Source organism: Pseudomonas fluvialis, assembly GCF_002234375.1.
Classification (GTDB): domain Bacteria; phylum Pseudomonadota; class Gammaproteobacteria; order Pseudomonadales; family Pseudomonadaceae; genus Aquipseudomonas; species Aquipseudomonas fluvialis.
Genome location: NZ_NMQV01000024.1, coordinates 26041 through 42647, shown reverse-complemented (window position 1 = coordinate 42647; position 16607 = coordinate 26041). Strand labels below are relative to the sequence as shown.

General features: G+C 63.5%; 18 protein-coding genes. 6 read left to right on the top strand and 12 right to left on the bottom strand.

Features of this window, described 5'->3' with window-relative positions; all coding sequences use genetic code 11:
• Positions 1–23 precede the first annotated feature (23 nt).
• From CFY91_RS12990 to CFY91_RS12960, 7 genes are all read right to left on the bottom strand, one after another.
• On the bottom strand, positions 24–2168 hold the full coding sequence (locus CFY91_RS12990) for a 3-hydroxyacyl-CoA dehydrogenase NAD-binding domain-containing protein (protein ID WP_093986801.1): 2145 nt from the start codon (positions 2166–2168) through the stop codon (positions 24–26).
• Between the two features lie 16 nt (positions 2169–2184).
• A complete protein-coding gene (locus CFY91_RS12985) occupies positions 2185–3390 on the bottom strand; it encodes an acetyl-CoA C-acetyltransferase (RefSeq protein WP_093986800.1) in 1206 nt (401 codons plus the stop codon).
• Between the two features lie 542 nt (positions 3391–3932).
• Entirely contained in the window at positions 3933–5711 is a 1779-nt protein-coding gene (locus CFY91_RS12980) for an ABC transporter ATP-binding protein (RefSeq protein WP_093986799.1), read from the bottom strand.
• Positions 5704–6342, bottom strand: coding sequence for a DsbA family protein (locus CFY91_RS12975; RefSeq protein ID WP_093986798.1), 639 nt, complete (start codon positions 6340–6342; stop codon positions 5704–5706). The genes CFY91_RS12980 and CFY91_RS12975 overlap by 8 nt, the downstream gene beginning before the upstream one ends.
• A 47-nt stretch (positions 6343–6389) precedes the next feature.
• Complete coding sequence (locus CFY91_RS12970) at positions 6390–6698, bottom strand: BolA family protein (RefSeq protein ID WP_093986929.1); 309 nt, start codon at positions 6696–6698, stop codon at positions 6390–6392.
• A 2-nt stretch (positions 6699–6700) separates the two neighbouring features.
• A complete protein-coding gene (locus CFY91_RS12965) occupies positions 6701–7204 on the bottom strand; it encodes a DUF2059 domain-containing protein (RefSeq protein WP_093986928.1) in 504 nt (167 codons plus the stop codon).
• Between the two features lie 56 nt (positions 7205–7260).
• Entirely contained in the window at positions 7261–8229 is a 969-nt protein-coding gene (locus CFY91_RS12960; protein ID WP_093986797.1) for a DMT family transporter, read from the bottom strand.
• A gap of 211 nt (positions 8230–8440) precedes the next feature.
• Between CFY91_RS12960 and CFY91_RS12955 the strand changes: the two genes are divergently transcribed.
• A complete protein-coding gene (locus CFY91_RS12955; protein ID WP_093986796.1) occupies positions 8441–8650 on the top strand; it encodes a DUF6316 family protein in 210 nt (69 codons plus the stop codon).
• 36 nt (positions 8651–8686) lie between these two features.
• Here the strand turns inward: CFY91_RS12955 and rluB are convergent, their stop codons facing one another.
• The 5 genes from rluB to CFY91_RS12930 all read right to left on the bottom strand — a co-directional run bounded on the left by rluB (position 8687) and on the right by CFY91_RS12930 (position 13031).
• Positions 8687–9772: a 23S rRNA pseudouridine(2605) synthase RluB gene (rluB, locus tag CFY91_RS12950; protein ID WP_093986927.1), complete on the bottom strand. Its 1086-nt coding sequence runs from the start codon at positions 9770–9772 to the stop codon at positions 8687–8689.
• 116 nt (positions 9773–9888) lie between these two features.
• On the bottom strand, positions 9889–10644 hold the full coding sequence (gene scpB / locus CFY91_RS12945; protein WP_093986795.1) for an SMC-Scp complex subunit ScpB: 756 nt from the start codon (positions 10642–10644) through the stop codon (positions 9889–9891).
• 24 nt (positions 10645–10668) lie between these two features.
• A complete protein-coding gene (locus tag CFY91_RS12940) occupies positions 10669–11367 on the bottom strand; it encodes a segregation and condensation protein A (RefSeq protein ID WP_165765329.1) in 699 nt (232 codons plus the stop codon).
• Positions 11368–11447: 80 nt separating this feature from the next.
• Positions 11448–12077: an L-threonylcarbamoyladenylate synthase gene (locus CFY91_RS12935; RefSeq protein WP_093986793.1), complete on the bottom strand. Its 630-nt coding sequence runs from the start codon at positions 12075–12077 to the stop codon at positions 11448–11450.
• A 96-nt stretch (positions 12078–12173) separates the two neighbouring features.
• Positions 12174–13031 (bottom strand): PHP domain-containing protein, encoded by an 858-nt coding sequence (locus CFY91_RS12930; protein WP_093986926.1) that lies wholly within the window; start codon positions 13029–13031, stop codon positions 12174–12176.
• A 144-nt stretch (positions 13032–13175) separates the two neighbouring features.
• On the opposite strand from CFY91_RS12930, the gene CFY91_RS12925 reads away from it, so the two are divergent.
• The 5 genes from CFY91_RS12925 to CFY91_RS12905 all read left to right on the top strand — a co-directional run bounded on the left by CFY91_RS12925 (position 13176) and on the right by CFY91_RS12905 (position 16544).
• Positions 13176–13484, top strand: coding sequence for a YciI family protein (locus CFY91_RS12925; RefSeq protein WP_093986792.1), 309 nt, complete (start codon positions 13176–13178; stop codon positions 13482–13484).
• A gap of 38 nt (positions 13485–13522) precedes the next feature.
• Positions 13523–13942, top strand: coding sequence for a hypothetical protein (locus CFY91_RS12920; protein ID WP_093986791.1), 420 nt, complete (start codon positions 13523–13525; stop codon positions 13940–13942).
• Between the two features lie 5 nt (positions 13943–13947).
• On the top strand, positions 13948–14625 hold the full coding sequence (locus CFY91_RS12915) for a response regulator transcription factor (protein WP_093986790.1): 678 nt from the start codon (positions 13948–13950) through the stop codon (positions 14623–14625).
• A gap of 113 nt (positions 14626–14738) precedes the next feature.
• Complete coding sequence (locus tag CFY91_RS12910; RefSeq protein ID WP_093986789.1) at positions 14739–15182, top strand: Spy/CpxP family protein refolding chaperone; 444 nt, start codon at positions 14739–14741, stop codon at positions 15180–15182.
• A gap of 54 nt (positions 15183–15236) precedes the next feature.
• Positions 15237–16544, top strand: a complete 1308-nt coding sequence (locus tag CFY91_RS12905) for a sensor histidine kinase (protein WP_093986788.1) — start codon at positions 15237–15239, stop codon at positions 16542–16544.
• Positions 16545–16607 lie beyond the last annotated feature (63 nt).

The window sequence follows — 16607 nt, the reverse complement described above, 5'->3', positions numbered from 1 at the left end:
GGCAAGGTCGGCGGCTCCCCGGATCAGAACAGCTCGTTGCGCGCCGCTTTGTCGAGTAACAGAGCAGGCGGCAGGAAGCGCTCGCCGTACTGCTCGGCCAGGTACTGGGCGCGGGCGACGAAGTCCTTCACCCCATACTGGTTGATGAACTGCAGCGCCCCACCGGTCCACGCGGCAAAGCCGATGCCGAAGATCGAGCCGATATTGGCATCGGCGGTCGACAGCAAAACGCCCTCTTCGACGCATCTCACCGTTTCAATCGCCTGGATAAACAGGATGCGGTCACGCACGTCCTCCTGGGAGATCTGCGCATCGGCTTTCTCGAAGCGCGCCTTGAGCTCCGGCCACAGGTGCTTCTTGCCACCGGCCGGGTAGTCGTAGAAGCCACCGCCGGCGGCTTTGCCCGGACGCTTGTACTCCTGCAGCATCAGGTCGATCACGGCGAAGGCCGGGTGCTCGGGGATGGCCTTGCCTTCGGCGGCGAGGTCAGCCACGGTCTGCCTGCGAATGTGATCCATCAGGCTCATCGACACTTCGTCGCTGATCGCCAGCGGGCCCACCGGCATGCCGGCCTTGCGCGCTTCGTTTTCGATCATCGCCGCGCTCACGCCCTCGCCGAGCATGGCGATACCTTCGTTGGTGAAGGTGCCGAACACGCGGGAGGTGAAGAAGCCGCGGCTGTCGTTGACGACGATCGGGGTCTTCTTGATCTGCAGCACGTAGTCGAAGCCGCGCGCCAGGGTCTCATCGCTGGTCTTCTCGCCCTTGATGATTTCCACCAGCGGCATCTTGTCGACCGGGCTGAAGAAGTGCAGACCGATGAATTTCTCTGGCTTGGCCACGGCAGTCGCCAGACCGGTGATTGGCAGGGTCGAGGTATTGGAAGCAATCACGGCATCGGCCAGCGCGGCGCGCTCGGCGGCGGCAGTGACCTTGGCCTTGAGGTTACGGTCCTCGAACACCGCTTCGATGATCAGGTCGCAACCCTCGAAGTCGGCTTCGCTGTCGGTCGCCTTGATGCGGGCCAGGAAGGCGTCGCGCTTCTCCGCCGTCATATGGCCCTTGCTGACCTTTTTATCCAGCAGCTTGGCCGAGTAGCTCTTGCCCTTCTCCGCCGCTTCGACGGACACGTCCTTGAGCACCACCTCGATGCCGGCCGCGGCCGACACATAGGCGATACCGGCGCCCATCATGCCGGCACCGAGCACGCCGACCTTCTTGGTCTGGTACTTGGGATAACCCTGCGGGCGCGAACTACCGGCGTTGATGTCGTTCAACTGGAACCAGAAGGTGCCAATCATGTTCTTGGCGACCTGGCCGGTGGTCAGCTCGGTGAAGTAGCGCGCTTCGATCAGCTGCGCGGTGTCGAAGTCCACCTGCGCGCCTTCCACGGCGGCGCACATGATCTTCTCCGGCGCCGGAAAGCAGCCCTTGGTCTTGTCGCGCAGCACGCTCGGGGCGATGGCCAGCATCTGTGCCACAGCCGGGGTGCTCGGGGTGCCGCCGGGAATCTTGTAGCCCTTCACGTCCCACGGCTGCACGGCAGCGGGGTTCGCGGCAATCCAGGCGCGGGCCTTGGTCAGCATCTCGTCGGCGTTATCGGCCAGATCATGGATCAGGCCGGCCTTGAGCGCGGCGTCCGGGCGTACCTTCTTGCCTTCGGCCAGGTACGGCAGGGCCTTCTCCAGACCGAGGAGGCGCACCATGCGCACCACGCCGCCACCGCCCGGCAGCAGACCGAGGGTCACTTCTGGCAGGCCGATCTGGATGCTCGCATCGTTCAGAGCGATGCGGTGGTGGCAGGCCAGGGCGATTTCCCAGCCGCCGCCGAGGGCCGCGCCATTGATCGCGGCCACCACCGGCTTGCCCAGGGTTTCCAGGCGGCGCAGCTGGCCCTTGATGTTGAGGATCATCTCGTAGAACGGCTTGGCATCGGCCTTGGTGACCTTGATCAGCTCGTTCAGGTCGCCGCCGGCGAAGAAGGTCTTCTTGGCGGAGGTGAGGATGACCCCGGCGATGGAATCCTTCTCGGCTTCCAGGCGCTCGACAATCTTGCCCATGGCCTCGCGGTACACCGCGTTCATGGTGTTGGCGCTCTGGCCTGGCATGTCCATGGTCAGGACGACGATATTGTCCTGGCCCTTTTCGTAACGGATGGCGTCAGTCATTTTTCTTCTCTCCGCCTCAAACTCTTTCAATGATCGTCGCGATGCCCATACCGCCGCCGACACACAGCGTGGCCAGGCCGTAGCGCAGCTCGCGCTTCTCCAGCTCGTCGAGCAGGGTGCCGAGGATGGCGCAACCGGTGGCGCCCAGCGGGTGGCCCATGGCGATGGAGCCGCCGTTGACGTTGACCTTGTCCTCACTCACGCCCATGTCCTTCATGAACTTCATGACGACGGAGGCAAACGCTTCGTTGACCTCGAACAGGTCAATGTCTTCCACCGACAGCCCGGCCTTGGCCAGCGCCTTGCGCGTGGCCGGCGCCGGGCCGGTGAGCATGATGGTCGGGTCGGTACTGGTGACGGCGGTGGCGACGATGCGCGCACGGGGTTTCAGACCCAGCTCCTTGCCCTTGGCTTCGGAGCCGATCAGCATCAGCGCCGCACCATCGACGATGCCCGAGCTGTTGCCCGGCGTGTGCACGTGGTTGATGCACTCAACGTGGGAGTACTTGCGCAGGGCCGTGGCGTCGAAGCCCATCTGCCCCATCATCTCGAAGCTGGGCTTGAGCTTGCCCAAGCCCTCCAGCGTGCTGTCACCACGGATAAATTCGTCGCGGTCGAGGATGACGATGCCGTTCTGATCCAGCACCGGCACCAGGGATTTCTGGAAGGAACCATCGGCGCTGGCGCGGGCGGCCTTCTGCTGCGAGCGCAGGGCAAAGCCGTCGACGTCTTGGCGCGAGAAGCCTTCGAGGGTGGCGATCAGATCCGCGCCCACGCCCTGTGGCACGAAATTGGTGTGCATGTTGGTCGCCGGGTCCATCGCCCAGGCGCCACCATCGGAGCCCATGGGGATGCGCGACATGGATTCCACGCCGCCGACCACCACCAGGTCCTCGAAGCCCGAACGCACCTTCATGGCGCCGAGGTTCACTGCCTCCAGACCCGAGGCGCAGAAACGGTTGAGCTGCACGCCCGACACGGTTTCATCCCAGTCAGCCACCAGCGCGGCGGTCTTGGCGATATCGGCACCCTGGTCGCCCACCGGGGTCACGCAGCCGAGAACGATATCGTCGACCTGGCTGGTATCCAGCGCGTTGCGCTTCTCCAGGGCCTTGAGCAGTCCGGCCAGCAGATCGACCGGCTTGACGCTGTACAGCGCGCCGTCCTTCTTGCCCTTGCCGCGCGGCGTGCGCACGGCATCGAAAATATAAGCTTCGGTCATGGCGTTCTCTCGTCTTGACGTTGTTCTTGGAGCACACCGGCAGGCGGTTGCGTGGTTCCCTACCTTACGCGCACGGCAAGCCCACTCAATGACCGAAATGCTCAGGCCGATTGACCGCTCGGCTCAGACGAATGGTCAACCGGCCTGGACATAGCCTAAAAAACCGGCCAAAGGCTCTGCCGTGCCTACTACAGCGACGCCTAGAGCTCAGCGGAATAGCCAGCCATTACAAGCCGGCAATGTCTTGTGGCAAAGCGTTCTAACCCGTTCACAGCAAGCCATCTAGGGTGAACAGAACAAGGACTCCCGGTGCTGCCCGGGATCTACCGGGACGGTGCTCGACGAGCTGTGTGCGCCTCCACTCACAAGAACAACAAGGCACGCCGTCATGTTCAAACACCCTGCAAAGCCTAGCGACGCCAAATGGCGCCAGGCCAGCCTGATACTGACCGTGGTACTGATGCTACTGGTACTGCCAAACCTCGGCCTGTGGCTGAATTAGCCGAAATCGTTGCAAAGCTCAGTCGATGTACAACGGGCTGTTAATGCTGCAGGTGGCCATACAGCTTGGCATACAGTCCGCCTTCGGCGATCAGGGCCTGGTGCTCACCCTGTTCGGCAATCCGCCCGCCATCGAACACCAGGACCCGGTCAGCCTGTTTAACCGCCGACAGCCGATGGGCAATGATCAGTGTGGTGCGACCAGCCAGGAAGCTGTCGAGTGCCTGGTGCAGGGCATACTCGGTAGCGGCATCCAGTGCTGATGTGGCCTCGTCGAGAATCACCACCTTGGGATCGGCCAACACCATGCGGGCAATCGCCAGGCGCTGGCGTTGCCCGCCAGAAAGCCGCACGCCGGCCCGTCCCACGATGCTGTCCAGGCCATCCGGCAAGGCGGCAATGGTCTCACGCAACTGGGCAATCTGCAGGGCCTGCCAGCATTGTTGATCGGAGCGTTCGCGCCCCATGCACAGGTTGGCCCGCACCGTGTCGTTGAACAGTGCCGGATGCTGGAGCACCACGGCCACGGCATCACGCACCTGCTCCAGGCCAATCTCCTCGATAGCCACGCCACCGTAAGCGATCCGCCCGTCCTGCGCCTGATAAAGCCCCAGCAACAGCTGCACCAGGGTACTTTTACCGCCGCCTGAAGCGCCCACCAGGGCCACCTTCTCGCCGGCCGCAATGTGCAGGCTCAAACCATCCAGCACGGGCTCGTCGCGGTAGGCAAAGCGCAGCCCGCTGACTTCAATGGACACGCTCTGCTGACCGGCGAAGGGATCATGGCGCCCCACATAGGCCGGTTCGTCGGCCCGCGCCAACAGCTCGTTGATGCGCTGCAGCGCAGCACCCGCACCGTAATAGGCGTACTGCAAGCCCAGCAGTTGTTCGACAGGACCGATCATGAACCACAGGTAGCTGAATACCGCGAGCATCTGTCCGATCGACAGGTCGGACAACAGCACGGTCAGCATGGCGGCGGCGCGGAACAGGTCAATACCGAATTGAAACAACAGGCCGCTGGCACGCCCCGAGGCATCGCTTTTCCATTGCGAGGCCACGGCCCGGTCGCGTACCTCACGGGCGCGCTGGCCTAGGCGACCGAGGAAAAAGCCCTGGCGGTTCCCCGCACGGATTTCCTGAATAGCCTCCAGCGTCTCGGTCAAGGCCTGGGTGAAGCGCGCGGTGCTGTCGTTTTCCAGCTTCTTCAGATGCTTGACCCGCTTGCCCAGTTGCACCGTGGCGTAGATCACCAGCGGGTTGAACAACAGGATCAGTACCGCCAGCTGCCAATGCATCCACAGTAGGATCAGCGAGGTACCCAGCAAGGTCAGCACCGCCACCAGGAAGCGACTGAGCGTCTCGCCGACAAACTTGTCCAGGGTGTCCAGGTCGGTGACCAGGTGAGCACTCACGGTGCCGCCACCGAGGTTTTCATATTCGCCCAGGGAAATCCGCTTGAGCCGCTCGATCAGGCGCAGGCGCAGACGATACACCACATCCTTGGACAGTCGGGCAAACAGGCGCGCCTGCAATACATTGAGCAGCAAGGCCATGCTGCGCATCAGCAAGGTCAGCAGGAGCATCAAGCCGATATAGCCGGCAGCCTGCTGCCAGGCATCCGGCAGCAGGTGATCCATCAGGCGCAGCGCGGCATCCCCCTCCCCCAGCAGGACCTCATCGACCAGCAGCGGCAACAGCAAAGGAATCGGCACGCTGCACAGGGTGGCCAGCACGGCGGTCAGGTTGGCCAGCCACAAGGCCTTGCGGTGGCGCAGCGCCAGCTGGCGGATCTGTTGCCAGTCGATCTGCTCAGGCATGCACGGCACCATGTGCCAGCCAGCGCTGCAACAGCGGCTGCAATTGTTCAAGCGGCTGGTAGCCATTGGTCAGCAGGGCATAGCCGGAGGCACCGGCACCCAGCAAGGTCGGAAAGCCACTGATGCCCAGGTCACGCACCCAGGCGAAATCCGCCTCGGTCGCCTGGTGCAGTGCCGGGCTGTCGAAATGTTCGGCAAAGGCCCGCCGCGAGAAACCGACCTGCTCGGCCAGCGCCAGCAGCACGCGTGTCTGGGTCAGATCCTCGCCCTGCTGGTAGAAAGCCTGTTGAATTGCCTGCAACAAGGCCCAGACTCGCCGCTCATCGAGCCGTCTCGCAGTGAGCAGGGCACGACAGGCCGGCTCGGTGTCGTAGACGAAACCGGGCGGCAGGCCTCGCTGGAAGTCGAAGAGCTGCCCGCTGGCAGCATTTACTGCTTGCCAGTAGCCGAGAATGCGCACCCGCTGGGCCGGGGTCAGGCTGGCTTGCTCACGCCGCAGGCCACCGACCCGCAACTCCACCCCCACGCCAAGGGTGGCGGCCTGTTCAACCAGCGCCCCAAGTACCGGGGCAAAGCCCCAGCACCAGGAGCACAACGGGTCCATTACGTAGATAAGGCGAGCATCCGACATCGGGCAGTCATCCCCACGGATCAGCAAGAAGAAGGTGCAGGGCCCCGTCAGGCGTGCTTACTGCCACCGCTGCATTTGGGCGACAAAGGCGCCTGTTGGCCTTCGGCCTGCCATTCCTCGGCGGTGTAGGGATGAATCGCCAGGGCATGGATCTGCCCCATCAGCTCACCGAGCGCCGCGTACACCAACTGGTGACGACGCACCTTGCTCAAACCAGCAAATCGGGGGCTGACCATGATGACTTTGTAATGGGTCTCGCGGCCACGGCTGTGCATGTGGCTCTCATCCAGCACCTGTAGCCATTCTGGCTGGAGCTGCGCGCTGAGTTGCGCTTCGATCTGGGCTTGCTTGTTCATCATCAGGGTTTCTTCCGCTTATCCAGTTCGCTGCCAAGCTCACTCAGCAGCTGATTGACCTTGGGAACCGCCGCTTCCAGGCGCTGCTGGGTCAGGCGCGCCGACTCGGCCGTCAGTTGCGGCATGTTCTGCAGCACTTTCTGGCCTACTGGCGATTGGTAGAAGGCCAGCAGCTGGCGCAACTCCTCCTCGCTGAAAGTATCGGTATACACAGCGATCAGCTCACCCTTGAGCTGCTCCCAGCCGATTACCCGGTCCAGCTCGGCATTGGCCTGGGCCTGGTAGCGCTCCAGAAGTGCCTGCTGCTCAGCCGGCGCGCCAGCCTCGGCAAAGCGCTGGGCGAACATTTGCTGCACCTGGGCGTACACCGGCAGGGTCAGTCGATCGGCACGCGCCAGCTTGAGAAAGCGTTCGGCATCGGCGGCATGCTGCGCAACATCGGCCTGCGCCAGGGCGCTGCAAAGGGTCAGGCCCAAGGCAACAAAACAGGTAGCAAAGGGTTTCATCAGGCGTTCCGCTGGGCGATAAAGGCCCTGCATTCTGCGCCCATCACCGCCCCGGCTCAAGTCGCCGAGAGCGCCTGGCGGCGTTGCCGTCGCCCGCGATAGCTACGCACCAGGCTCGGTGCCAGTGCGGTAGCCGCCGACCCCAGCACCACCAGCAAGGCGCCCAGGTAGGCCAACAGGTTGGCATCTTCTGCCGGCACTCGCTCCGGCCACAGCGCAGCGGCAGCGGCCACCGCAGCGAAGGTCACCAATGGCGTCACCGCCAGCGCGGCGCTGACCCGTGACGCCTCCCAGTGCGCCAGTGCTTCGGCAAAAGCGCCATAGGCCACCAGGGTATTCAGGCAGCAAGCCAGCAACAACCAGCCCTGCAGCGGGCTGAGCTGCAACGCCTGCCAGGGATGCGCCCAGGGCGTAAGCAGCGCGGCGCAGGCCAGGTAGATGACCATCATGATCTGCACGGAATTCCAACGGGTCAGCAACTGTTTCTGGGCCAGTCCATAGAACGCCCACAGCAAAGCCGCCAGCAGCACCGTGAGCACACCCAGGCTGTACTGCCCCAGGCCGCCGAACAAGTCATCCAGACGCTGGTTGAAGAACAGTGCAAAGCCCAGCAACAACACCAGCAAGCCCACCCCCTGCAGGAGACTGAAGCTTTCCTTGAACACCCACAAACTGCCCAGCAACAGCAGGATGGGGGCCACCTGGATGACCAGCTGCGTAGTGCCGGGACTGAGCATGTTCAAGCCAACCAGATAGAGCACGTAGTTGCTGGTCAACCCGGCTATGGCCAATACCACCAGCCAGCGACCGTTACGCCCCAAACGGCTGAAGGCCGGCAGCTGGCGCCGCGCCGCCAACCAGGCCAGCAGTAACAACCCCGCTACCAGCAGGCGATACCAGGTCACGGTGACCGGGTCCATGACCTGCAGTACGGTTTTCAACTTGATCGGCAGGATGCCCCACAGCAACGCGGTCAATAGCGACAGCAACAGACCATAGAGCCAGCGACCGGAGGATGTATGCATGAGGTATTCGCCTTGTCAGGCAAGCGCAGGCAGGACCTGGATCGACGCTTGCAAAGCGGCATTCTAGAGGTTGCGTGAGACTGACCACAGAGACAGTTTCAGCACTTTGTCCGAGACAACTGTACTGGCTGACCTTTGGTCGGCTGTACGTGCGGCGCTTATTCGACGGATTATTCTGAAACTGTCGAAAACCCGTCAGGAGGATTGGCAGATGTACGGCAAGCGCGCACTAGACTCCACGCCCAGCGCCCACTATCGCAGTGACCGGCTTTGCTCGGTGAATGGCGAGTATTTTTTCGCTACCCGCGAAGGCACCCTCGAAGGTCCGTTCTACACCCGGGTCGATGCCGAACGCAGCATCGCTTTCTACATACGACAAATGCAGCAGTTCGCGCAGATGCCCAACCTGCGCCTGCAATGAGCCTTCGCTCAGAGCAGGCGCAGTGAGCCGGGCCTGTTAGCGCTTGCGGCCAAACCCAGGGCGTTGACCGTCCTGGGCTGCCGGAGCACGACGACCGGCCGGACGCTGAGCGGTTGCCGGCTCGCTATCCAGCGGCGGACGCGGCGTACGGACACGCGTGGGTTTGTCAGCTTCCTGGCGTGCCGGGCGCCCGGCCTGCGGCTTGGAGGCTGCAGGACTGCGCGCCGGACGCTTGTTGTCGTCGAAATCGGCACGTGACTTGGCGCGCTTGTCCACCGGCTTGATCAGCTTGCGCTGCTGGCGTACCAGCTTCTCACGCTGCTTTTCCTTGAGTTCCGGCAGCGCTACCGGAGTCAGGCCGACTTCAGCACTGAGCACGTCCACTTCACGCTGACTCATTTCACGCCAACGGCCAACACTCAATTCCGAAGTCAGGAACACCGGCCCGAAACGCACACGCTTGAGTCGGCTGACCACCAGTCCCTGGGACTCCCAAAGGCGGCGTACCTCGCGGTTGCGCCCTTCCATGACCACGCAATGGAACCAGCGATTGAAGCCTTCACCACCCGGTGCCTGCTGAATGTCGCTGAAGCGCGCCGGACCGTCTTCGAGCATGACCCCGGTTTTCAGACGTTCGAGCATTTCCTCGTCGACTTCACCACGCACGCGCACGGCGTATTCGCGGTCCATCTCGTAGGATGGGTGCATCAGCCGGTTGGCCAGCTCACCATCGGTGGTGAACAGCAGCAGGCCCGTGGTGTTGATGTCCAGGCGACCGATGTTGATCCAGCGGCCGTGGCGCAGGCGCGGCAGGCGATCGAATACCGTAGGGCGACCTTCCGGATCGTCACGGGTGCAGACTTCGCCTTCCGGCTTGTTATAGATCAGCACGCGGCGGCTTTCTTCGCTGCCTTCATCGCGCTTGAGCAGACGACCATCGACACTGATCGCGCTATGGCGGGTAACCCGCTGGCCCAGGCTGGCCAACTGGCCATCCACCTTGACCCGTCCGGCGCTGATCCAGGCCTCGATATCGCGACGCGAACCAAGACCCATGCGGGCGAGGACCTTTTGCAGTTTTTCACCCGCCGGGCTGACGGTTGTTTCGTTGGATTCGTTCATGCTGGGCACCTCCCGGTGTATCAAAGCGTCATCCGCCGCGCCGGCAGGCTGCACGACGCGGTGGCGCATCATACGCACTTGCCCGGCGTAACGCACGTTGCCGGGACCGACGGCCTTCAGACAGGGTCAGGCTGTTCTTCAAGACTGTCACGCAGATCGTCGAAGTCAGTCTTGAGCCCCTGCTCCATCTGATCCAGTTCGACCAGCAGGCTGCGAAAACTGGTTTCCTCGACAGGAGCCGCAGCGGGCTGCGGCGCTTCCTCATCCAGGCTGGCATCGGCCAGGGCCTGCAAGGCTGCCGGCACCTCATCCTCGTCTTGCACTGCTGGCTCACCGACCAGGTCACGCAGCACGGCCAGGGGTGGCAACTCATCAAGGTTCTTCAGGTTGAAGTGATCCAGAAAAGCCCGCGTGGTGGCGAACATGGCCGGTCGGCCGGGCACGTCACGATGTCCGACGACACGCACCCACTCACGTTCCAGCAGGGTCTTGATGATCTGGCTATTGACTGCCACGCCGCGCACGTCCTCGATCTCACCACGCGTAATGGGCTGCCGGTAGGCAATCAGCGCAAGGGTTTCCAGCAGCGCCCGCGAATACCGCTGCGGACGCTCTTCCCAGAGCCGGCCTACCCAGTTGGCATACTCCGCACGCACCTGCAGTCGATAGCCGCTGGCCACTTCACGCAGCTGCATGGCGCTCTCCGCACAGCGTTTATCCAGCAGGGCCAGTGCCTTCTTGAGCTGGGCCGGGGTGGGCCGCTCGTGCTCCTCGAAGAGTTCAGCCAGCCGCTCCAGCGACAGCGGCTTGCCACTGGCCAGCAACAAGGCTTCGAGAACGGGCGCCAGGTGTTTGGGATCGGCGGGGTTCATGCAAACTCGGACCTGTAGAGGAAATCAGTGACTGCGGGCGCGCACATGGATGGGCGCAAAAGGTTCATTCTGCACCAGTTCAAGCAAGGCTTCCTTGACCAGTTCCAGCACGGCCATGAAGGTCACCACCACACCCAGGCGCCCTTCTTCCGGGCTGAACAGGGCAACAAAGGGCAGGAAGGCGCCGCCACGCAAGCGCTCCAGCACCTCGCTCATACGCTCGCGGGTAGACAGGGTTTCCCGGGTGATCTGGTGGCTCTCGAACATATCGGCACGTCGCAGCACCTCGGCCATGGCCAGCAGCACGTCTTCCAGCGCCACCTCCGGCAGCAGCTTGCGGGCGCGCGCCTCTGGCGCGTCCAGACGTGGCACCTGCAGTTCGCGGCCCACTCGCGGTAGCTCATCAAGCCCTTCGGCAGCGGCCTTGAAGCGTTCGTACTCCTGCAGGCGACGGATCAGCTCGGCCCGCGGGTCATCTTCCTCATCCTCGACCTCGGCAGAACGTGGCAGCAACATGCGCGACTTGATCTCCGCCAGCATGGCCGCCATCAGCAGATATTCGGCGGCCAGCTCCAGGCGTACGCTTTTCATCAGCTCGACATAGCTCATGTACTGATGGGTGATCTCGGCCACCGGGATATCGAGAATGTCGATGTTCTGTTTGCGGATCAGGTACAGCAACAGATCCAGCGGCCCCTCGAAAGCCTCGAGAAACACCTCCAGGGCATCCGGCGGGATATACAGATCCTGCGGTAACTCGGTCACCGCCTGACCGTACACCAGGGCCAGCTGCTCCGGTGCGCTCACGGCAGTTCCTCAAAGGGCGACGGGTCACCACAGCCCACACGCAGCACTTCGGGCTGGCCATCCGCCAGGTTGATCACCGTGGACGCCTCCAGGCCGCCGTAGCCACCGTCGATGATCAGGTCAACCTGCTTTTCCAGGCGGTCACGCATTTCGTAAGGGTCGGACAGCGGCAAGCTATCTCCCGGCATCACCAGGCTCACGCTCATCAGCGGCTCGCCCAGCTCCTCGGCCAGCGCCAGCGCAATCGGATGGGCCGGTACGCGCAGGCCAATGGTGCGCCGCTTGGCATGCAGCAACATGCGCGGCACTTCACGCGTGGCGGCCAGGATGAAGGTATAGGGGCCGGGAGTGTGCGCCTTGAGCAGGCGGAAAGCCGCCGTATCGACTTTGGCAAACAGCCCCAACTGGGAAAGGTCGCTGCATACCAGGGTGAAGTTGTGCTTGTCATCCAGCTGGCGTAGCCGGCGAATGCGTTCCAACGCGGCCTTGTCGCCCATCTGGCAACCCAGCGCGTAGGAGGAGTCGGTCGGGTAGATCACCACACCGCCCTGACGAATGATTTCCGCTGCCTGCTTGACCAGGCGTGGCTGGGGGTTCTCCGCATGGATCTGGAAAAACTGACTCACTGTAATGCTCCTTGTGCCGGCGCATGGCGCCGCAGGCACCACCATGCCTGACAGTGTACACAGCCCGCCACTGGCAGACCCAGCGCCTTGTGGGGGTCAGGCGACCTGCCGCAACGAGGCGAAGCGATCGCTGAGCAGCGGCAAATCATCCGGCAACGGTCGATACCAGCCGGGCTCTGACCAGGCTGTTTGCGCGTGGAAGTCGCTCCCGGCACTGGCCAGCAAACCGAACTCACGGGCCAGGATGGCCAGGCTACCCACCTGTTCAGCAGGCTGCAGGCCATTGCTGACTTCCAGGCCCTGGCCGCCGGCAGCGATGAACTCGCTGACCAGACGTCGTCGCTTGCTGCGGGTCATCTCGTAGTGCATTGGATGCGCCAAGCTCACCCAGGCGCCGGCGGCGCGCAGACAGGCAACCGCCTGTTGCAGACTGGGCCAGTGCTGTTTGACGTCCCCCAGCTTGCCAGCCCCCAACCACTTGCGAAACGCCTCGGCCCGGTCACGCACATACCCGGCCTGTACCAGAAAATCGGCAAAATGCGGGCGTGCCGGAGCATTGTCGCTATCCCCCAGCGCCTGCTGCAACGCGCGCGCACCGGCAAAGGCACCCGGCATGCCCTTCTGCGCCAGGCGCTCGCCGATCTCCTCGGCCCGCGCCCAGCGCCCGCGATGCACATCGCCAAGGGCCTGCTGCAGAGCCGGCGCCGCTTCGGCAAAGTCGTAGCCCAGCACATGAATGGTCGCCCCGCCCCAAGTACAGGACAGCTCGACCCCATTGACCAGCTGCATGCCCAGCGCTGCGGCGGCCTGACGGGCCTCAAGCAGCCCTTCCAAGGTGTCGTGATCGGTCAGCGCCAACACCCGCACACCCCGTGCGTGAGCATGCTGCACCAGCGCAGTCGGGCTCAGGGCACCATCGGATGCGGTACTGTGGCAGTGCAGGTCGATGTCGATTGGCATGGTATTTCCGGGCTTGCGGGCTATTGCCGTTTGCACGGCGCTTTCAACTATTATGCCGTGACAAATAGTCGCTGGCTGCGCCAATTGCCTGTTCCTGGCTTTTACTATCGCCCCAGCCCCTTTATTCAGGACCCTCTCATGTTGTACGCGATCATTGCCACCGACCACCCTGCCAGCCTCGCCAAACGCCTGGAAGCCCGCCCGGCCCACCTGCAGCGCCTGCAGGCACTGCAGGATCAGGGGCGGCTGGTACTCGCCGGGCCGCACCCGGCCATCGACAGCAACGACCCTGGCCAGGCCGGTTTCACCGGCAGCCTGGTGGTGGCCGAATTCGATTCGCTGGAGCAGGCCCAGGCCTGGGCAGCTGCCGACCCCTACCAGGCTGCCGGGGTGTACGCCGCCGTTCAGGTAAAACCTTTTAAACAGGTCTTCCCCAGCCAGGGCTAAGCCCAGGCCTGCCAACTATCCAGTCGCCCGGAGCTGCCATGTCGCCAGTTCGTTCTCTGCTGTTGTGCCTGTCGTTGATCGCCCCTGAGCTACAGGCCGAGCCACTCAGCCTACCTGCCACGGTGGCTCAGAGCAGCCTGGCTGAATCGCAGCTTCAAGAGCAGCTGGTCGCCGTTCGCCAGCAACTGCAAGTGGGCCAGGCCGAGCATGACGAACTGCAAAAAGCCCTGCAGCTAGCCCGCAATGAGCTGGATGCTGCACAGGTACAACTGCAACGCCTGCGCCAGGACAACCAACGTCTCAAGCTCAAGCTGCAAACCCTGCAAAGCCAACAACCCGCCGCACTACTCAACGAGCAGCAACGCTGGTTTGCCCTGGGCGCCGCGCTGGTACTGCTGACCCTGTTGCTCAATCGCCTGCTGCTGAGTCGTTCACGCAGCAAACACTGGCTGAACTGACTGTCATGCATGACGTATTACTGATCGATGACGACATCGAGCTTTGTGAACTGCTCAGTCACTGGCTCACTCAGGAAGGTTTCCAGGTGCGCGCTTGCCATGATGGCCAGCAGGCCCGCGAAAACCTCGCCCTGCACAGCCCGGAAGCGGTAATCCTCGATGTCATGCTGCCTGACGGCAGTGGTCTAGAGCTGCTCAAGCAACTGCGCAGCCACTACCCTGAGCTACCCGTGCTGATGCTCTCGGCACGCGGCGAGCCACTCGACCGCATTCTCGGCCTGGAACTGGGGGCCGACGACTACCTGGCCAAGCCTTGCGACCCCCGCGAGCTGACTGCCCGCCTGCGTGCGGTATTGCGGCGTAGCGGTGCGCCGGCCAGCCCCAGCCAGATCAGCCTGAATGATCTGGACTACAGCCCGGGGCGCGGCGTGGCGTGCATCCGCGGTGAGGAGATCCCGCTGACGCTCTCCGAGGGGCGTATCCTGGAAACCCTGCTGCGCCAGCCCGGCGAGCCGGTGGACAAGCAAACCCTCGCCCAGGCCGCCCTGGGTCGCCCCCTGACCCTTTACGACCGCAGCCTGGACATGCACGTCAGCAACCTGCGTCGCAAACTGGGCCAGCATGCCAACGGCCAGCCACGCATCATCGGCCTGCGTGGGCGCGGCTACTACTACGCCCCCTGAACCGGTCCTTTACACAGCTTTTACCTTGCCCTGACCGCCACCACACACGGCCAGCCGTACACTGCAGGCATCCGGCACAGCCAAGCAGCCGGCCCACTCAAGGAGATATCCCGATGAAAAAATCCATGATTGCCGCGCTTTTCGCCCTGAGCCTGCCGCTGGCCGTACAGGCCATGCCGATGGGCGAACCGGGGCGTGCCGGCCAGTGTGAAATGGGCATGCACAAAGGCATGAAACACACCGGCCCGCACAGCCTGTTCAAGGCGCTCGACCTGAGCAAGGAGCAGCGCCAGCAGATCAACCAACTGATGCGCGAACAGATGGGCAGCGCCGCGCAAATCCACCAGCGCTACCTCGACAAACTGCCGGCCGCCGACAAGCAGGCCATGCAGGATGAACTCCAGGCCAAGCGCGATGCGCACCACAAGGCCATCCGCGACCAGCTCAAGCCTGAGCAGCAGGCCCAGTTCGACGAGCACCTCAAGGCCATGGAAGCCCGTCGCGCCGAGCGTGCCGAGTTCGAAGCCTGGAAAGCGCAAAAGAACCAGGCTGAGTAACCCTGACTGCGCCCGGCACCCGCCGGGCGCAGCATGTATTTCGCGAGGTAATCCATGGGCAGCATGTTCTGGCGCATTTTCGCCAGTTTCTGGCTGGCAATCGTTCTGGTTGCCGGTTTTTCCGTGCTGCTCGGCCGCGCCCTGAATCAGGATGCGCTGATCCTCGCCACCCATCCGGCACTCAAACAGCTCCCGGAGCGCTGGGTAGCCTATTACGAAGCGGGTGACTTCCCAGCGGCCAGGCGCCTGCTGGAACAACGCAAACGTCACCAGCAACTGGACGTCCAGGTACTCAACGAAGAGGGCCAGCCGCTCAGCGAAGGCACGCTGTTTTCCCGCGCGGCCGCCTTCGAGGCACGTGCCAAGCCACACCGCCTCCCCTGGCGGCGCCTCACCGAACAATACGAAAGCCCTACTGGCAGCGCTTACCTGTTCATCTATCGGATTCCCCATTCCAGCCTGCACGAATGGCAACGCGGCAGCCTGCTTCTGCCGCTGGGTGCGCTGTTGGCGGCGTTGTTGGTCCTGACGCTGCTTAGCCTGCGCCTGACCCTGTCCATCACCCGCCCGCTGCAGAGCTTGCGGGGCGCCGTGCATGACCTCGGGCGCACCGCCTATCAGCAACAAAGCCTGGCCCGGCTGGCGACCCGGCGTGACGAGTTCGGCTTGCTCGCCGAGGACTTCAACCAGATGGGCCAGCGCCTGCAGGGCCTGATCGCCAGCCAGCGCCAACTGCTGCGCGATGTATCCCATGAGCTGCGCTCACCCCTGGCCCGCCTGAAGATTGCCCTGGCCCTTGCCGAGCGAGCCGACGAAGCACAGCGCCGCGCGTTGTGGCCGCGCCTCGACCAGGAGTGCAATCGCCTGGAAGCACTGATCAGCGAGATTCTTACCCTGGCCCGCCTGGATGCCGAGCCTGGCGGCAAGCAGGCCGTCGACCTGCCGGCCCTGCTGCACAAGCTGGCCGATGACGCCCGCCTGCAGTGGCCCGAGCAACACCTTGAGCTGCATTTGCAGGCACTGCAGGTACAGGGTTGGCCGGACATGCTCGAACGAGCCATCGACAACCTGCTGCGCAATGCACTGCGCTTCAACCCACCCCAGCAGCCGGTGGAAATCCACCTGCTGCGCCAGGGTAACTGCTGTCGCCTGGATATCCGCGACCATGGTCCCGGAGTGGCCGCAGAGCACCTGGCACGTCTCGGCGAGCCGTTCTTCCGCGCCCCTGGACAAAGCAGTACGGGCCACGGACTGGGCCTGGCCATCGCCCGGCGAGCAGCGGAACGCCTGGGCGGCAGCCTGGTGCTGAGCAACCATGCACAAGGCGGATTGCTGGCCAGCCTGCTGCTGCCCCTCGAATAGGCCAAAAAAAACGGGAATCCATCGTTGGATTCCCGCAATGCAAAGCGGCCGCAGCCGCTTCAA

Coding starts and splice junctions, on each gene's coding strand:
- CFY91_RS12990 (WP_093986801.1), bottom strand. CDS start 2,168: ATGACTGACGCCATCCGTTACGAAAAGGGCCAGGACAATATCGTCGTC.
- CFY91_RS12985 (WP_093986800.1), bottom strand. CDS start 3,390: ATGACCGAAGCTTATATTTTCGATGCCGTGCGCACGCCGCGCGGCAAG.
- CFY91_RS12980 (WP_093986799.1), bottom strand. CDS start 5,711: ATGCCTGAGCAGATCGACTGGCAACAGATCCGCCAGCTGGCGCTGCGC.
- CFY91_RS12975 (WP_093986798.1), bottom strand. CDS start 6,342: ATGTCGGATGCTCGCCTTATCTACGTAATGGACCCGTTGTGCTCCTGG.
- CFY91_RS12970 (WP_093986929.1), bottom strand. CDS start 6,698: ATGAACAAGCAAGCCCAGATCGAAGCGCAACTCAGCGCGCAGCTCCAG.
- CFY91_RS12965 (WP_093986928.1), bottom strand. CDS start 7,204: ATGAAACCCTTTGCTACCTGTTTTGTTGCCTTGGGCCTGACCCTTTGC.
- CFY91_RS12960 (WP_093986797.1), bottom strand. CDS start 8,229: ATGCATACATCCTCCGGTCGCTGGCTCTATGGTCTGTTGCTGTCGCTA.
- CFY91_RS12955 (WP_093986796.1), top strand. CDS start 8,441: ATGTACGGCAAGCGCGCACTAGACTCCACGCCCAGCGCCCACTATCGC.
- rluB (WP_093986927.1), bottom strand. CDS start 9,772: ATGAACGAATCCAACGAAACAACCGTCAGCCCGGCGGGTGAAAAACTG.
- scpB (WP_093986795.1), bottom strand. CDS start 10,644: ATGAACCCCGCCGATCCCAAACACCTGGCGCCCGTTCTCGAAGCCTTG.
- CFY91_RS12925 (WP_093986792.1), top strand. CDS start 13,176: ATGTTGTACGCGATCATTGCCACCGACCACCCTGCCAGCCTCGCCAAA.
- CFY91_RS12920 (WP_093986791.1), top strand. CDS start 13,523: ATGTCGCCAGTTCGTTCTCTGCTGTTGTGCCTGTCGTTGATCGCCCCT.
- CFY91_RS12915 (WP_093986790.1), top strand. CDS start 13,948: ATGCATGACGTATTACTGATCGATGACGACATCGAGCTTTGTGAACTG.
- CFY91_RS12910 (WP_093986789.1), top strand. CDS start 14,739: ATGAAAAAATCCATGATTGCCGCGCTTTTCGCCCTGAGCCTGCCGCTG.
- CFY91_RS12905 (WP_093986788.1), top strand. CDS start 15,237: ATGGGCAGCATGTTCTGGCGCATTTTCGCCAGTTTCTGGCTGGCAATC.